This window comes from Nocardia sp. NPDC059229 (assembly GCF_042754165.1).
Classification (GTDB): domain Bacteria; phylum Actinomycetota; class Actinomycetes; order Mycobacteriales; family Mycobacteriaceae; genus Nocardia.
The window spans coordinates 52,064-67,267 of record NZ_JBHZAK010000029.1 but is presented as its reverse complement, the minus strand read 5'-3'; the positions used below and the strand labels follow the sequence as shown (position 1 = coordinate 67,267).

Here is a 15,204-nt window from a genome sequence, read left to right as displayed (position 1 = left end):
CACCGACCGGTAATGCCGCATACCGCGGGGTGCCGGAAGATCAACGAGCAGAGCGTCTCACGGCCGCCGGCAGTGCGCATGCCGAGTTGAGGGCGTTCAATCCGGCAACCGACATGTTCGACCCGCCGCTGAGTCCGGCCGGGGCGAAGCGGGTATTGCTGATGAGACCTGATGTCCTCCAGTGGTTCCGGGATGCGTTCCCGTTCAACGAACTGAGCACGTAGTCAGCGGTCGCGCACTATTTTGCCGCAACACCGCCGAAGATCGATGGCAGCGAGGGTGGCCCGGTCCGCGTTGGGCCCGTTGGGGTCCAGCGGCAAGTACTGCAATGGCAACAGCGTTCAGGCGGGTCGGGCGGTCTCCCAGGCCGCTTCGATCATCCGGAAGATTTCGTCCACCGCGGCGTGTGGATCGGCTGCCTCACGGGCCAGTGAGTAGGCGTCGATCACGAACCGCGCGATCGCCTGGCTTGCCGTGCTGGTGGGCGGCTGGCCGAGATCTGCGGCGATGGCCGCCGCCAGCGACTTCGCGTGGCGCAGCCGCATCGACTCCTCGTACTCGCGCAGGGCGGGTGTCCGGTCGATCAGATGCCAGATCGGGGCGGCGCCCTCGGCCGCGCAGTGCCGCACCATCGCGTGGATCTCGTGCCGCAGCGCGGGGATCAGTGGCTCGTCGGCCGACCGGCCGGTGACCGCCTGGGTGAGGCGCTGCTCGAAGTTCTCGTCCTGCTCGAAGACCAGGGCTTCTTTCGAGACGAAGTGGGAGAAGACGGTGGTGACGGCCACGTCGGCCTCGGCAGCCACGTCGCGGATGCCCACCGCGTCGTATCCGCGTTCCAGAAACAGTGCGAGCGCGGTGTCGGCGATCTTCTGGCGGGTCGCGGCCTTTTTGCGCTCACGACGCCCGGTCGGCACGGTCATCGGTTGATGCTATCAGCTGCAAAAATGCATCGGTTTCGAACTCCTAACGGTTAGGCAAGCGACTATAGCGCCACCCGCTACGAAATAACAACCGTTGCAAAAAACTAACCGTTAGTCATAACGTGGAGACATGAAGGCAATGCGCTTCGCCGAGTACGGCGGCCCGGAAGTCCTGAAACCGGTAGATGTGGCCGAGCCCCACGCCGGCCCCGGCCAGATACGCATCGCCGTGCGAGCGGCAGGAGTGAACCTCGACCGGGCCGCGGCCCGCGGTGAGATTCTGCAGCTGGAGGCGAGTGGTATCGACGTCCGGCTCACGTTGAACACCGTGCGCGGTGCCGTCGTCATGCATTTGATCGCCGACGGCACACCACCCGCCGTCATTGTGGATCACTTGTCCCAATTACTGGGCCGCGTATTCGCCTGCAGCTGCTGACATTCCACACGGCCGGGCTGAGTGCGCGGGTTTGACCCGTGCGCGCCATCCGCGGCGGCGCCTCGTCGTCGAATGCGCTTCCGGGCCCGGAATGGCCGGACGAGAGCGCTCGGATTCGGGATGATGCCTGGGAATTGTTCGATCGGCAGACGAACAGTCATTGCGCTGCTCGTCGAGCGCGGCGCACTGCGCAGGCTTTCGGCAACCGGCTGATACGAGCCGCCGGTGAATGAGGATCCCGAAACCGCCCAGGCGCGCATGTTTCCCGCTGAACTCGAGTACCACGCCCAACGCCTCGTCCGCCGGCGCAGCCAGTGGCGAGACGACAAACGCAACCAGGCCATCGAGGCAGAACTCGCGCAGGTCCACCAGCAGATCCACAACCTCCACCAGCGATTCCCCGGACTGCGGCAGACATCCCGATGATTTCCAGCGATGAAACGGGATTCAGACCAGGTCGGCTGGCGACACTGCCGAATTGGTAGATGTTTCAGGCCGCCTGCGGTGCCGTGAGATGGACACGGATGCGGACACCGGGAGTGGCGTCAGTCAGCTCCTGCAGACGGGAACCGTTACAGATTGGTCGGGAAGCCTTTTGTGCCTACTCACCGGTGGCACGCAGCATATGGGCATGGGCGGCCCGATGCGATGCCGCGGCGGAATCTTGAACTTCCCGTAGCCCGTCATACCTGTACGTCCAATGAAGGGGGCCAACGCGATCCAGGCAAAGGACCCGAGCGACCACTCGCTAATGCCCGCTGAGTGCTCGGCTCGGGATGGTCGGCCGCCTCTCTGGAAGGCCAACGACCCGAGATCATCTCGGCCTCTGGAACGCACATCGATGTCGATCTACGAGTACGTGTCCGAAATCGGCACCGCCGGATCTGGCTCGGCCCGCGCCGATGATTCGAACGGGCGGAGTGTCGGTCTGGGCATGCCGACAGCCGTTCGGAAAACGATGCCCAACCGCCCGCGGCAGAAGGTCAGTTGTGCTCGGGCACCGAGATTTCCGCTGGTGAGCGGTCGAATCAGAGTCCACCGTTCGAAGAGTTCCTCTGACGAGGTGCCGGGCCTGGGGCTCGTGCACCGCGGGCCCGGGGCCCGCGGTGGTGTGGCCTCTCCTAGAATCAAGATCACCTCGTGACCGTCTGTTCGGTGGCCGGTGACGGGGGCGCTGCTGCACGCCGTCACGGATGCGTGATGGGAGATTCCTTTTTCGTTTTCCGACGTGAGAGGAGTTCGATCATGGCTGGCAACAACATTCCGTACGATCGGTGGAAATTCCGCGGGGGCACCGCCTGGGTGTACCCGGCCAACGGTGTGGCGCGGGTCGTCGATCCGGTGATCGTGGTCGCCGAGCCCGGTCCAGGACCCACCGACCTCGACGCGTTCGCAAGCCGGGTGGACGGCCCGGACTACCCACTGCGGACGAAACTGACCCAACGCGGCAAGGACGTCATCCTGGTGGGCTACGGCGACAAATCCGACTGGGACACCGCCGAGCAGGTGATCGAAGAGGCCGCGCTGCGCACGCAGGCGACGCGCTTTGGCAGCAAGCCCACGGCCGTCGTCGGCGCCGGCCGGGCCGCGCTGCTGACCCGCTACGCCCTGGCCCGCCTCGAGAACAAGCGGATGCCTCATGGGGTGGGTGCCTTCTTCAGCCTCGACAGCACGACACCGACCGCGGCCGAACAGTACGCGCTCAACGCCGTCGGAGCCATGCCCCAGATGCCGCGGTTGGAGAAGATCACCAGCGCGGGGACCCGCGACCTCGAAGGCCTCGGCCCCCGCGACGATCCGGCAAGTTCCCGGTTCGACGAGGCCCTCTACGCATCCGGCCCGGCCTCGGAAACCTCGCTGGTCAACGAGGAAGAAGGCAACTGGCTACTCGAACGACTGCCCTGACCGGCTGGGCGGCCTACTGCCCGCCTTGTGTCGAAAACCCAGAGGGCCCCTGCTTCACAGCAACGAGCGTTCGGGTGGTGGTGTTGCGATGCGCCTGCACGCATTGTCTGGATTGCGGTGTCCGAAGGATGGGTGCGGGCAGGCGCATCGACCCCACGAGTGATGGAGCTGGCAGGTATTCGGCTCCCCGGCAGGCCCGGACGGTGACGACATGGGGCGTGGTCCTGACCGATCGTGCCGGGTTTATTCCGCGAATACTACCGGGCGGGGGCGCGCTCAGCGGTGTTGTCCGGCGGCGGCTTTCCCGCCAGCATGTCGCCGCGACCGTCGCGTAGGCGGCGGCCACCGCCACCACGGGTGTGAGGATCGCGATTGTCACCAACGGGGTCATCGACATGGGCTGCTCCCACCGCGGAAGGGTCCCCGCCACACTGCGGCCGATATCGCACCCGCGTTACCCCGAATAGGCTGTGCTTCAACGCATCTCGAGCCACCAAGCAGTTGGCTCATCCCACACGATCAGCGGTCGGGGTATGCGTGTCGCCGCCGGTGACAAGGGGTGCAGCAGTTCCGCGCGGCAGCCGAGCCCCGGCCTGCACCACACGAGCCGAGCTGACACCGGCGCCGGGTAAAACGCCGGTAAGCAAGATTGTGAAACATCGGTCGCCGGAACGCATCCCGAACGATGCCGACAAGCACGGACGGTCATCGATCCGACGGACCCGGTCTGTGGCCCCGCCCGGCCTCCGGGAGAAGAACCGGGCGGGGGTGCCTGGGTATGCACTCCACAGATGGCCACCGGAGGGGAGGTGACCGAGAAATATCGTAGGCGCGTCGCCCCGATCAGGCCTTTCACCACGCCGCCGCGGAAGTGGTGGCCTGCCTGGAAACCGGGTTGGGAAAACGATGGCCGACCTCCTCGGCGGAAGGTCAGTTGTGCTCGGGCACCGAGACTTCCGCCGGTGAGCGGTCGGATCGGAGTTCGCCAGGACGGGTGGCGCAGGCCGGTGGCGGTGCGTTCGGTAGGCGACATCGCCGACCAGATGCGGGGCGACCCAGTGCGCGGTGGCCGTGATCGATGGCGGGATCTCACCGACGACCGCCGGTGTGGCAACGGCCAGGGCGAGGAGCTGACGCTGCAGTGAGCGGCGGGCGGCGTCGCTGAACCCGGTCCCGACCGCCCCGAGCAGCACCAGCCGCCCGCGCTCGTCGTGGCCTATTGATGATGAGACCGTTACGGCCCATGTGGTCCGGTCGATGGAGGCGCGGGCCGCGTTTTGTCAGCTGGCCGAGCCTGTGGGGAATCCGGGGCCGACCTTCGTGATGTCGACGGTGATGGTTTTGGTCGATGCGCCCTGGGTTGCGGTGAGGGTGTAGGTGCCCGTGGTGGCGGGCGTCCAGTCGTATCTCAGCAAGGTGGTGCCGTCGTCGTTCCTCGCGACCACGCGGCCGTTGATGCTCAGTGATGCGGGGGTGTACTGATCCTCACCTACCAACACGGCGGTGACCATGCATACTTTCCACGTGGTGGTGCAGGGGACGAAGCCGCCTTCGCGGATGCCGGAAGAGGTCTCGGCGGTGAAATAGTCGATTGCCGCCGATGCCGGGGGCGCAAGGAGTGCGGGGAAGAACAGTGCGCCTGCGGCGATCGCGGTCAGGGGTGCCAGTCGGTTGATCAAGGTTTCCTCCCCGAGCGGGGCCCGGATTTCGCCGGACCCCATATGAAATGCAGTTGTTTCATATTGGGGTGGGGTGGAAGGGGTGACAAGGCCAAGGAATTGGGGGGTGCTCGAACCGCGCTCGACATAGGTTCTTTGCCCGAGGTGCAGACACCGCGACCCAAGCCGAGGTGTTCGGAAAACGATCAGCGGGTGATCCTTGACCAGCGTTCTTGGGCGGACTGGCGAGTGATGTTCGCGGCCTGGGCGATTGCTTCCCAGGAGGCGCCAGCGGCACGGGCGCGGGTGTGCCACTCAATGATTCATGCGGTGGCGCGGATGGCGTCGGCGACAGCGTGGAAGTCCTTGGTGAGGATCTTGCTGTGGTTGCTGGGGACCTTGGCGGTGATGGTGAGGTTAGGGTTCGCGGCCAGGACGGGGGTGAGGGAGGCCCGGACGGCTTCCATTTCTTCCTCGCTGGCACCGAGGTTGGCGCCGGTGGCGAGGACGTAGCGGACGGGGCGGGACAGGCGTTCCAGGGTGGGGGCCACAGCGGCGCACAGGTCGTTGAGTTCGATGTTGACCTCGGCGTGCTGTTCGGCGCTCATGCGGGCGGCCAGGCCGAACGGGCGCAGCAGGGGCATGAAGTAGCGCATCTGGGCGAACAGTTTGCGGATTCGCTCCTTGCCGGCCTCGTCGGTGAGGCCCCACGGCTGCGCGCCGTCGACCGACACCACGCCGATAACGCGGTCGGGGTTACGGTCGGCCCAATGCACCGCGACCAGCGCGCCGTAGGACCAGCCGACCAGGATCGCGCGCTGGACGCCCCGCGCCGCGAGGACGGCGTCGACGTCGCGCAGGCACGCCTCGAAGGAGTAGTCCGCCGAGGTCCGCGACTTGCCGCGGGCCCGCTCGTCGAAGGTGATGTGGCGGTAGCCCGCACCGAGGTCGGCGATCACCTTCTTCCAGTTCGACTGCGTGGCATAGGAACCGTTGAGGTAGATGACAGCGGGGCCCTCGCCGCCGGTGTCGCTCACCGCCAGTGCGGTGTCCTCGACCTGCACCAGACCGGTCCAGGCGGTGGTGTTCGAGCGGTCGGTGGTGATGGCGTTCATTTCGACTCCCTGTGCTGGCTGGCCGCGGCCCGCAGGCCGCGATCGCTGTTGATGCGACTACCTTCGCCAACCCGGCTGATACCGGCCTGACATCGACCTGACATGTGCCGCGAGCGAGATCTCCACGCCTGCAGCAGCACCCGCGCCGCCGCGCCGCCGACGGTCGAGTTCACGTGGCCCGCAACCGGAGTCACGACGCGAACGATGGCTCCGCCCGGAGGTACCGGTACGGGAGCTGGTCGCCCTCACCCGCGACCCGGACACCGGCGACTATCGCGTCACCGACGGCGACGAATACCTCGGCCGCATCGCCTGCCAGTTCACCGCGACCGGCTGGCGCCGACGCTGGCAGGCCCTCGACCCACACAACACCGTCCTGCGCGCCGGCCCCTGGAACACCGTCGACGAGGCCCTGACCGGACTACTGACCCACCACCTCGAGGCGCAGGAATCGTAGCGGATCGCAGCAATCGGCCACTGGATCGGAGGCGTCTTCGTAAACTGGGTTTGTCGGTCGAAAGTCCCACGGAGCCAACGGATCTCGGGTTTCGTTCATGCCGGTCGGTCTTTTCGTGGGTGAGTGCAACCGGGGGGTTGGTTCGTCCGGTGCCGACACCAAGTCAGTCGCAGGGAGGAAAACCATGAGCGTTGATGAAGCCACGTTCTACCGCAACGTCGACTACGCAGGGGAGCCGCATGCCTACAAGCTCGGCACGCAAGAGTCGCTGCCCGGTGATCTCAACGACCGATTCCGGTCTGTCCGAGTGGGAGAGCTGGTGAAGGTGCTCGCCTGGCAGCATTACGGCCAGTCGGGCCGGTACCGGGAATGGGAGGTCGATACACCCGACATCACCGATATCGGCGGCCTGTCTACCTTCCGCGTGGTCGAAAAGACCACCCTGGCCATTGCTGTTCGCCTCCAGGACGATACCGGCGCCGCGCCGGGACGCTACAGCCTCAAGGTCGTCTCCTACGAGGTCGGCGAAATCACCACCCACTCCGGTGATCCCGAGTACGCGTTGATCGGTTTCATGCCCGCCGGCGGTCCACCGGTCACCACGGCGATCTACGTCCGCGATGAGCACACCGGAGAGTACGTCGCGATCGGCTCGGTCTACTTCGTCTGGAATCCCCAGACCTCGGCTGTGGACGTCTCCGACGACACCCACTTCCCCGAGAACATGACCTACGAACGGGCCGGAAACAATCGATTCACCTTCCATCTGACCGCCACCCGATAACGCCGACCCGTTCGGTCAGCGTTGGTCGAGGCAGGGCCGACCCGTGTCCCCCGCCCGCGCGGTAATGGTTGCTCGAACTCGACCCCCAGCCCGCCGATGAATTATGTTGTGCACCATGGCGACAAAGGCCCGCGAAACAGCTCGCTGGCCTTTGTCACGCCAGGTCGGTCGCCGTTCTGGCCGTCGGTGAAGATGTTCTCCGGTGGTGTGCTGATTTCTTCGTCGGGAAGGGCAGGACCCGGCTGGACAACAGCATGATCGCGCCGACCTCGCCTGCCTGATGACGATGGGGGTAGTGGCATAACGTGCGGGATCCGGCGGTTACGCCACTACCGCAGATAATTCACCGAGTCGAGCAATCCGCGGCGTGTGCGGCGTCGAACTATCGAACGGTCCCATGCGTGATCGGTCGAGGGGGAGTGCTCGGGTGCAGGTGTTCATCAGCGGCCGGGTCAGCTGCTGCGGTAGTGAGGCCACGTCGTCATCGGTGCACCCCGGCCGGTCGCCGGGTCCGCCCGCGGTGACCAGGTCTGCCGCGTCGAAATCCGCTGGGAGGACACCATTGTGCGGCTGCACCCGCAGCCGGGGTCCACGCGGGTGGCGCTGGACAACGCGCTGTGTGAGGTCACCGAGCATCTGGGCATCGACCTGCCGGGGTTGCTCGCACACGTCGCGATTGGGCCCGCGGTGCACGAGCCCCATGCCTGGTAGCGAGATACGCCGCCTCCCACCTCGATTCGTGCGACTCGCAGCGGTAGATAGCGGTGTTCCCGGCCCGTGAGGCCAGTGACGAGAAAAGTCACGCTTAGCTGCCATGACTGCGAGACGATTGAGGGCATCGGGACGTAGACGAGGACTCCGCCGTGCGGCTGCGCGTTCCTCGCGGTGGGGGTGCCAGTAAGAATCGTGTCACCAGCCGCGAAGCCGGGGCCGTCGGCGGATGCTCGCAGGTAAGAACCGTGTCACCAGGCACATGACACGGGACGTGGGGTCCAACGGCCCGGTCAGGCCGACCCGGGCGTCTCGGACACGAGCCGCAGCTGGGTGAACGCAAGGATCCCCTCGGTGCCGCCCTCGTAGCCGTACCCGGAGTTCCCGAGACCGCCGAGCGGCACATCGGGCAGCGACGGCGCCAGCTGGTTGATGCCGATGTTGGAAGCATTGAGACGCTTTACCGTCTCGTCCCGCACTCGCAACGAGGTGGTGAATACGTAAGCGGCGAACGAGTACGGGGCGCGGTTGGCAGCCTCGATCGCCTCATCCAGAGTCGAGTACGACGAGACGGTCGCGATGGGGCCGAACGGCTCCTCCGACAGGATCTCCGCATCGGAGTCCAGGGGCAGGCCCGCCACGATGGTGGGCTCGAAGTAGAACCCGTCCCGGTCGACTTGTTTCCCGCCGGTGGTCACCGTGGCGCCGTGCGCGACCGCGTCCTGAGTGAGCCTGAACAGCGCGTCGACCCGGCCCTGGTGGGCGACGGCGCCGAGCGTGACGCCCTCCTCCGTGCCGTGGCCGAGAACGTACAAGGCCGCCCGGGCGGTGAGTTTTTCCACAAACTCGTCGTAGCGCGATTCATGTACGTAGTAGCGCGAAGGCGCGACACAGGACTGGCCCGCCGACCCGAACTTCGCGCCCGCAGTGGTCGCGATGACCTGGTCGACATCGGCGGTGTCGGTGACCAGGACCGGCGCGTGCCCGCCGAGTTCCATCACGGTGCGGATCAGGTTCGGTGCGGCCTGCGCGGCGAGGATCTTGCCGACGGCGGTGGAACCGGTGAACGACAGCGCCTTGATGTCCGTCGACGCCGTCAGCCGCGCCGACACACCAGTGGGTTCGCCGAACACGAGATTGACGACCCCCGCGGGCAGGCCGGCTTCCGTCAGCAGCTCCACGATGAGACGCGCGGTCGCGGGCGCGAACTCCGCGGCCTTGAACACCACGGTGCATCCGGCGGCCAGCGCGGCACCGAGCTTGCGGGTCGCCAGCACGGCTGGGAAGTTCCAGGCGGTGATGACCGCAACCGGTCCCAGCGGCGTCGGGATCGACTGCCGCCGCGATCCGGGTGCGGCACCGGGGAACGTGGTCGCTGCAATCCGGCCGGCGTGCTCTCCGTTCCACTGGAGCGTATCGATCGAGCGGACGATCTCGCCGCGGGCGTCGGCCTCGGTCTTGCCGGTCTCCAGCAGGATGGTGGCCGCAGCCTCCTCGATGTGCTCGGCGAGCAAGGACGCCGCCTTCTTCAGGACGTCCCCCCATGCGGCAGGCAACGTGGCCGACCAGGCCGGGAAGGCGGCCTTGGCAGCCGCGACGGCGGCGTCGAGCTGGTCCTCGCCGGCCAGCGACACCTGGCCGATCACCTTGCCGGTTCCGGGATCGACCACGTCCTGGCTGCCCGCGTCACCACGGGTCCAAGTGCCATTGATGAAAAGGTCCGCATCGGGACGGGCCAGAGCGATGTCTACCGACATAAGAGGATCCGTTCACGTCGATGGTGGTGCCTACTGGTCCTTCAGCGGTGTCGACAGCGTCCAGGTGCGCCCGTCCGGGTCGCGGACGACCATCTCCCGGGTTCCGTAGTGGGTGTCCTCGGGTGCGGAAACCACGTCGACGTCGAGGTCCATCCGTAGTTCGTCGGGGCTGTTCACGCTGAGGACGGGTTGCATGTGGGTTTCCTGGCTTTCGGGGACCTCGGCGATGAAGATGGCCGGGCCGGTCGCGTTGCGGAATTGCCCGGAGCCGTGGCCGGTGTCGAATTCCAGTTCGTAGCCCAGTGATTGGAAGAACTTCGCTGCCTTGCCCCAGTTGTGGGTCTCGAGGAAGATCATTTCGATGCCGTTGGTACTCATAGGTTTCTCCTTCGTGTGAGGTGTTTACTGACGGGCGTCCCGGCCGCCGACCGGGACGGTGCGTGCGGTTGATTCTTGGTCGCGGATCGATGCGGGCGATCCGGCGAACAGCGTTGCGGCGGCGACGCCGAACAGCAGGACGGCGGCCGGCAGGATCATGGCTTGGCCGAGTGCGGTGCTGAATCGGTCGGCTACCGCGGCGGGCAGGTGCCCACCGGCGGTGTCCGTGCTGCTCAGCCCGTTTGCTGTCATGCGGGCGGAGATCAGTGCGGCGACGGCGGCGCTGCCGAGCACCGAGCCCAGCTGCCGGGTGGTGTTGTACACCCCGGCGCCCGCGCCGGCCTGGTACATCGGCAGGTTGCGTGTGGCGATCGAGGCGAGCGGCGCCCAGATACACGAATTGGCCACGCCGGCAACCAATCCGGCCAGCAGGAATATCGTGATCGGCGCACTCGGCCGCATGGCGGCGGCGATCGCGAATACCGAGGCCGCGAACAGGACGAATCCTGTCGTCGGCACGACCCGCGGCGGCAGCCGGTCGGAGTACTTCCCGACCACCGGTCCGCTGATGGCGGTGGCCACCGCCATCGGCGCGAAGACCAATGCCGATTCGGTCGGCGAATAGCCACGCACCGCCTGCAGGTAGAAGTACCACGGGGTCATCATGGCGGTGACCGATACGCCCATCGTGGTGACCGCAATGCTGGACAGCGCGAAATTGCGGTCACCGAACAAGCGCAACGGCACCAGCGGTTCGGCGGTATTGCGGGCCTGGCTGATCACGAACAGCGCCAGCACCACCAGCCCGGTGATGATCAAGGCCCAGATCCCGCCGTTCCAGTTGTGGCTGTTGCCTTCTTGCAGGCCGAAGACCAGCAGGAACATCCCGGCCGCGGACAGGAGCACGCCGACCCGGTCGAATCGGTGCGGATGCGTTTCCAGTGTGGGCACCAGCCGGTACGCCAGCGCGAAGGCGGCCACGCCGAACGGCACGTTGATGTAGAAGATCCAGTTTTAGCTCAGCTGGTCGACCAGCACACCGCCCAGGATCGGGCCCACGAGCATGGCCAGACCGGCCACCGCGCCCCACAGTCCCATGGCCGCTCCGCGTCGCTCCGGCGGGAAGGTTCGGGTGATCACCGCCATCGTCTGCGGCGTCATCATGGACGCGCCCAAGCCCTGGACGGTGCGGGCCGCGATGAGCATCTCGATACTGCCGGACCTGGCGCACCACAGTGAAGCCACGGTGAAAACGCCCAGCCCGGCCAGATAGACCTGTTTGGGCCCCAGGCGATCGCCCAGTCTCCCGGTCACCAGCAGTGGTACCGCGTAGGCGAGCAGATAGGCGCTGGTCACCCAGATGACCTGGACGATATCGGTGTGCAGATCCCGCATGATCGCCGGATTGGCCACCGAAACGATGGTCGAATCCAGCAGGATCATGAAGAACCCGAGAACCAGCGCACCCAGCGCCAGCCATGGATTACGTTGCGCGATCACGAATTTCACCAATCTTCAATTCCTGCGAAGCCGAGAACCCGGCATCAATGCCCGGGGTCTTCCGTCAGATAGGCCCGCAATGCCTCCGCGACCAGTGCCGACAGCGACATACCGGTCTCGATGGAGCGGAACTTGACCTGCTTGATCAGCTCGGCAGGCAGATACACGTTGAACTGTTTGACGTCTTTCTCACCCACTCGGTCATGCTAGCATGCTAGCAATCTGTCTGACTAGCATGCTAGCAGGAATGTTCGGCCGAGCCGCCCAAGGGCGCAATCAGCGCGACCTTGTCAGTCCATCAGTGCGCGCAGCAGTGGCTGATTCATTCGAGGTCGTAGAGGGCGAACGTTGGCGCGGAAAACCAGCAGCCCGAGGAGAACCCCGTGTTCCGTTCCGCCAGAACGTCTTCGGGCAGTGCCACGATCGGCGACGGAGGTGACCGGCCGCAGGCACCCGGTGCGCAGAATCGCTTCTTTGAGGATGTCGATCAGCGGCACCACACCCCACCGGGTTTGGACCTGGGCTTTGAGCTTGTGCAGGAGCGCCCGCAGGCCCGCACCGCCACCCACCGGAAGAACTACCACGAGATCGGCCGATAACCTTCGGTAACGCTCAAAACGAGGCAGCCCCGGCGGGCCGAATTTGCCGGGGCTGCCTCGTATTCAAGACCGGAAGTGGTCAGCGGGCGAACACCAGCACCACCACGAAGAACAAGAACAGCGCCACCGGCAGCTCGAACAGCAGCAGGAACGGCAGCATCCAGCGGAACAGGCTGGTCTCGCCCGGCAGCGGCGCCTCGATGACACCATCGGCCTTCAGCTTGCGCAGATGGTCACGGACATCCCGATCAGCGGCCGTGAACGATCCCAGCCGCGGCTGCTCATGCGGGCATACCGAGGTGTACTGCCACGAATCCAGGCACGTCGGGTTCGTGCAGGCGTAGCAGATCATCACCAACCTCGCCTTCATGGCGAAAGCGAACCCAGCATGGCACCGTCAGCCGACAGGTTCGGCGGGAATTCGAGCCCGTGTCCCGAGCTACATGTGTTCCGACCTTTTGTCCCGCAGCGGGTTACGGTCGTCAGCGACTCCACTAACTGATACCCCCTGAAGTGTGCAGTGCGATCACTCGGTGACACCATGTCATGTCGGAGCATCCGAGCGTCAGGCCAGTGGATCCGCAGCCGCGCCGGCACGTCCTCGATCCGGATGTAGTTCACCGAGTTGGGCGCGCTCAGCGGTGTTGCCCGGCGGCGGCTTTCCCACCAGTATGTCGCCGCGACCGTCGCGTAGGCGGCGGCCACCGCCACCACGGGTGTGAGGATCGCGATTGTCACCAACGGGGTCATCGACATGGGCTGCTCCCACCGCAGAAGGGTCCCCGCCACACCGCGGCCCGAGCTGACAACTGGAATCAGGCCTACGGAGCTGAGGCCGATTCCTGAGTGGTAGTCGATGCCGTGGACTGTCGACGTGCCGGACGCCCGGATCGCAGGAACGCTCTGAACCTGGTCGTAGTGGCCGCAAGTCCGACATGTGATGTCGATTCCCACGGTGACGTTCCGTCCCGGTGCGGTTGCGCCGCGGGGGTCACGGTCGCCGCGAACCACGCCTGTCTTGGTTCTCGATGATGCGTTGCGTGGGTCCATCGAACACCGTGCTGTCGCGCTTGTCGAGTGGGTTTCGTGGTCGAGGAGTCTGAAGTCATCGGTACACCTTCTGGTACTGATCGGGGCGCGTTGTAGATGTTCGTGCTGGCGAATGGTTTGTCCGACTACGGTTCTCACCCACCGTCGACTTGTGGCGGACCGGGATTCATGGGCAAGGGCGAGCGGGGCCGCTGATGGCATTTGGTGTGTCGTTGCCTGGTTCGATCGGCGCAGCGTCCACACAGCCGGTCACGACCTGATGAAGCTCTTGGCAAACTGTGCGGCGGGGATGACGATCGAGGTGAGCGCCTCCTATCCGCGCCGGACAGTCGGCCCTTGTCGGAACGGCCAACTGTTCGGGAGCGGGCCGATGACCCGGCATGGGAGCAATTAGATAGCAAACTTTTGACTCTTGATCGACTTCCTGGCGGCCCTCAGGCTTGAGCGCCGTGGGTGTCGGCAGTTTGAGACGTTCGACATTTGACCGCGATGCACCGACATCGCGGCTTGCAGGCACAGAAATCACAACCAGCCCAACTGATTGATCGAGCGGACGCCCGCAACGGTCCAGACTTACGGAGGTAACAGATGGGAGGTCGGATACCGAAGCCGGTGGGCACGTTCGGTGTTCCGACGAAGCCGAAGAAGCAGAAGAACGGGCGATGGCGCACGACTGTTCGCTTCTATGGCGCGGCAGGGTCTCATCAGATCGAGCGTGTCGGCCGCAGTGCCGACGACGCCAGCAACCGACTCGCCGAGGCGATGCGCGATTACCGAGAGCAGCTGGGGTATCAACGAATCACGCGCAGCACGAAGCTGATCGAGCTTGCGGCCGAGCTCATCACGGAACTCGAGGCCGATAATGCCTACACAGCCGGCAATGTCGAGGACTACCGGCGTGAGATCTATGTGTCGACCGACAAGCGCGCGGATCCGAAGACCATCAAGATCGAGAATTCTATTGGGAATCTGCAGGTGTGGCAGGCGACTGCTGGCGAGCTCGACCGTCATCTCAAGCGGTTGGTTGCGATGGGAATGCGTCGTAAGGCCAAGCAGCACAAGATTATTCTGCGAGCAATGATGCAGATCGCCGTCCGGCACGGTGCTGTCGATACCAATCCCGTCGACGGAGTGAGCCCGTTCACCCGGCGCAGTACCCGCGCCCGTGGCAAGGCCGGAGACCAGGATGCACTGCCGGGCTTCAGGGCTCAGGTGCGTGCCTGGGCATCTGGGGAGGCTGTTCCCGGCACGCCGGCATACACGTCGGGCCCACCGCGCGATTGGTCGGTGGTGTGGGTGACTGACCTGATCTGCGGCACCGGGCTGCGGCCGCACGAGGTGTTCGCGGTCCTGCTCGAGGATATCGATCTCGATGCCACGATTCCCTACCTCGACGTCACGGGGACGCTGGTGGAGGTGAAGGGATCCGGCACCGGCGGGTGGGTGCGTCAGCCGTTCCCCAAGTCGGCGAACGGGTGGCGGCGGATACTGCTGCCGGAGCACTCCGCGCAGGCCTGCCGCGAAGCGCTGAAGGACCTCGAGGTCACCGGGCAACCCAACCCCCACGGGGTCCTGTTTCCCGCGCGTAACGGGTCGCTGCGCAACCCCACCAACTTCGGGCGCAGCTGGCGCGCCGCCCGCGGGGAGAACTACTCCTGGGTCACTCCGCGGACGTTCCGGCGCGGGGTCGGCACGGCGGTCGACAACGCCTACGGCGATCCCGAGCGGGCCGCGCGACAACTCGGCAACACCAAAGCGGTTGCCAAGGCTCACTACATCGACATCCCCGAAACGGCACCCGACAACCGGGAGGTTCTCGAGCGGTGGGCGCGGGGAGAGCGGCCGAAAACGTGAGATTTCTGTGAGAAACGGTCGATTTTGGACGAGTTCGGTGACACAAAAAATCCCCTCCGACCCTGGTCGGAGGGGATTTC

At 65.6% G+C, this 15,204-nt stretch carries 15 protein-coding genes and 2 pseudogenes; 7 read left to right on the top strand and 10 right to left on the bottom strand.

Annotated elements, in window-relative coordinates; genetic code table 11:
• Window positions 1-341: 341 nt before the first annotated feature.
• Window positions 342-920, bottom strand: a complete 579-nt coding sequence (locus tag ACFXHE_RS39340) for a TetR/AcrR family transcriptional regulator (protein WP_379390068.1) — start codon at window positions 918-920, stop codon at window positions 342-344.
• Between the two features lie 130 nt (window positions 921-1,050).
• On the opposite strand from ACFXHE_RS39340, the pseudogene ACFXHE_RS39335 reads away from it, so the two are divergent.
• From ACFXHE_RS39335 to ACFXHE_RS39325, 3 genes and pseudogenes are all read left to right on the top strand, one after another.
• A pseudogene (locus ACFXHE_RS39335) lies at window positions 1,051-1,170 on the top strand (NADP-dependent oxidoreductase); the annotation flags it as partial.
• A gap of 411 nt (window positions 1,171-1,581) precedes the next feature.
• Complete coding sequence (locus ACFXHE_RS39330; protein ID WP_379390066.1) at window positions 1,582-1,782, top strand: hypothetical protein; 201 nt, start codon at window positions 1,582-1,584, stop codon at window positions 1,780-1,782.
• 819 nt (window positions 1,783-2,601) lie between these two features.
• A complete protein-coding gene (locus ACFXHE_RS39325) occupies window positions 2,602-3,261 on the top strand; it encodes a hypothetical protein (protein WP_379390064.1) in 660 nt (219 codons plus the stop codon).
• A gap of 506 nt (window positions 3,262-3,767) precedes the next feature.
• Here ACFXHE_RS39325 and ACFXHE_RS39320 read toward each other — a convergent pair.
• From ACFXHE_RS39320 to ACFXHE_RS39310, 3 genes are all read right to left on the bottom strand, one after another.
• Window positions 3,768-4,454, bottom strand: a complete 687-nt coding sequence (locus tag ACFXHE_RS39320) for a hypothetical protein (protein WP_379390062.1) — start codon at window positions 4,452-4,454, stop codon at window positions 3,768-3,770.
• An 87-nt stretch (window positions 4,455-4,541) separates the two neighbouring features.
• On the bottom strand, window positions 4,542-4,940 hold the full coding sequence (locus ACFXHE_RS39315; protein ID WP_379390061.1) for a hypothetical protein: 399 nt from the start codon (window positions 4,938-4,940) through the stop codon (window positions 4,542-4,544).
• A gap of 302 nt (window positions 4,941-5,242) precedes the next feature.
• Window positions 5,243-6,034, bottom strand: coding sequence for an alpha/beta fold hydrolase (locus tag ACFXHE_RS39310; protein ID WP_379390060.1), 792 nt, complete (start codon window positions 6,032-6,034; stop codon window positions 5,243-5,245).
• A 641-nt stretch (window positions 6,035-6,675) separates the two neighbouring features.
• Between ACFXHE_RS39310 and ACFXHE_RS39305 the strand changes: the two genes are divergently transcribed.
• A complete protein-coding gene (locus ACFXHE_RS39305; protein ID WP_379390058.1) occupies window positions 6,676-7,275 on the top strand; it encodes a beta/gamma crystallin domain-containing protein in 600 nt (199 codons plus the stop codon).
• A 564-nt stretch (window positions 7,276-7,839) separates the two neighbouring features.
• Entirely contained in the window at window positions 7,840-7,986 is a 147-nt protein-coding gene (locus tag ACFXHE_RS39300; RefSeq protein WP_379390056.1) for a hypothetical protein, read from the top strand.
• Window positions 7,987-8,279: 293 nt separating this feature from the next.
• On the opposite strand, the gene ACFXHE_RS39295 is transcribed toward ACFXHE_RS39300, so the two are convergent.
• The 4 genes and pseudogenes from ACFXHE_RS39295 to ACFXHE_RS39280 all read right to left on the bottom strand — a co-directional run bounded on the left by ACFXHE_RS39295 (window position 8,280) and on the right by ACFXHE_RS39280 (window position 11,818).
• Window positions 8,280-9,743 (bottom strand): aldehyde dehydrogenase family protein, encoded by a 1,464-nt coding sequence (locus ACFXHE_RS39295; protein ID WP_379390054.1) that lies wholly within the window; start codon window positions 9,741-9,743, stop codon window positions 8,280-8,282.
• 30 nt (window positions 9,744-9,773) lie between these two features.
• Window positions 9,774-10,121, bottom strand: coding sequence for a VOC family protein (locus ACFXHE_RS39290; RefSeq protein WP_379390052.1), 348 nt, complete (start codon window positions 10,119-10,121; stop codon window positions 9,774-9,776).
• 24 nt (window positions 10,122-10,145) lie between these two features.
• A pseudogene (locus ACFXHE_RS39285) lies at window positions 10,146-11,621 on the bottom strand (DHA2 family efflux MFS transporter permease subunit).
• 44 nt (window positions 11,622-11,665) lie between these two features.
• Window positions 11,666-11,818 carry a CopG family transcriptional regulator gene (locus tag ACFXHE_RS39280; RefSeq protein ID WP_379390050.1) on the bottom strand — a complete coding sequence of 51 codons (153 nt, stop codon included), beginning with the start codon at window positions 11,816-11,818 and terminating at the stop codon, window positions 11,666-11,668.
• Between the two features lie 186 nt (window positions 11,819-12,004).
• Here ACFXHE_RS39280 and ACFXHE_RS39275 point away from each other — a divergent pair, with 186 nt between their 5' ends.
• Window positions 12,005-12,220, top strand: a complete 216-nt coding sequence (locus tag ACFXHE_RS39275) for a hypothetical protein (RefSeq protein WP_379390048.1) — start codon at window positions 12,005-12,007, stop codon at window positions 12,218-12,220.
• 79 nt (window positions 12,221-12,299) lie between these two features.
• Here ACFXHE_RS39275 and ACFXHE_RS39270 read toward each other — a convergent pair whose 3' ends face one another.
• Window positions 12,300-12,590 (bottom strand): hypothetical protein, encoded by a 291-nt coding sequence (locus ACFXHE_RS39270; RefSeq protein WP_379390046.1) that lies wholly within the window; start codon window positions 12,588-12,590, stop codon window positions 12,300-12,302.
• On the bottom strand, window positions 12,587-12,976 hold the full coding sequence (locus ACFXHE_RS39265) for a hypothetical protein (RefSeq protein ID WP_379390044.1): 390 nt from the start codon (window positions 12,974-12,976) through the stop codon (window positions 12,587-12,589). Before ACFXHE_RS39265 ends, ACFXHE_RS39270 begins: the two co-directional genes overlap by 4 nt.
• A gap of 906 nt (window positions 12,977-13,882) precedes the next feature.
• On the opposite strand from ACFXHE_RS39265, the gene xerC reads away from it, so the two are divergent.
• Complete coding sequence (gene xerC / locus ACFXHE_RS39260; RefSeq protein WP_379390042.1) at window positions 13,883-15,124, top strand: tyrosine recombinase XerC; 1,242 nt, start codon at window positions 13,883-13,885, stop codon at window positions 15,122-15,124.
• Window positions 15,125-15,204 lie beyond the last annotated feature (80 nt).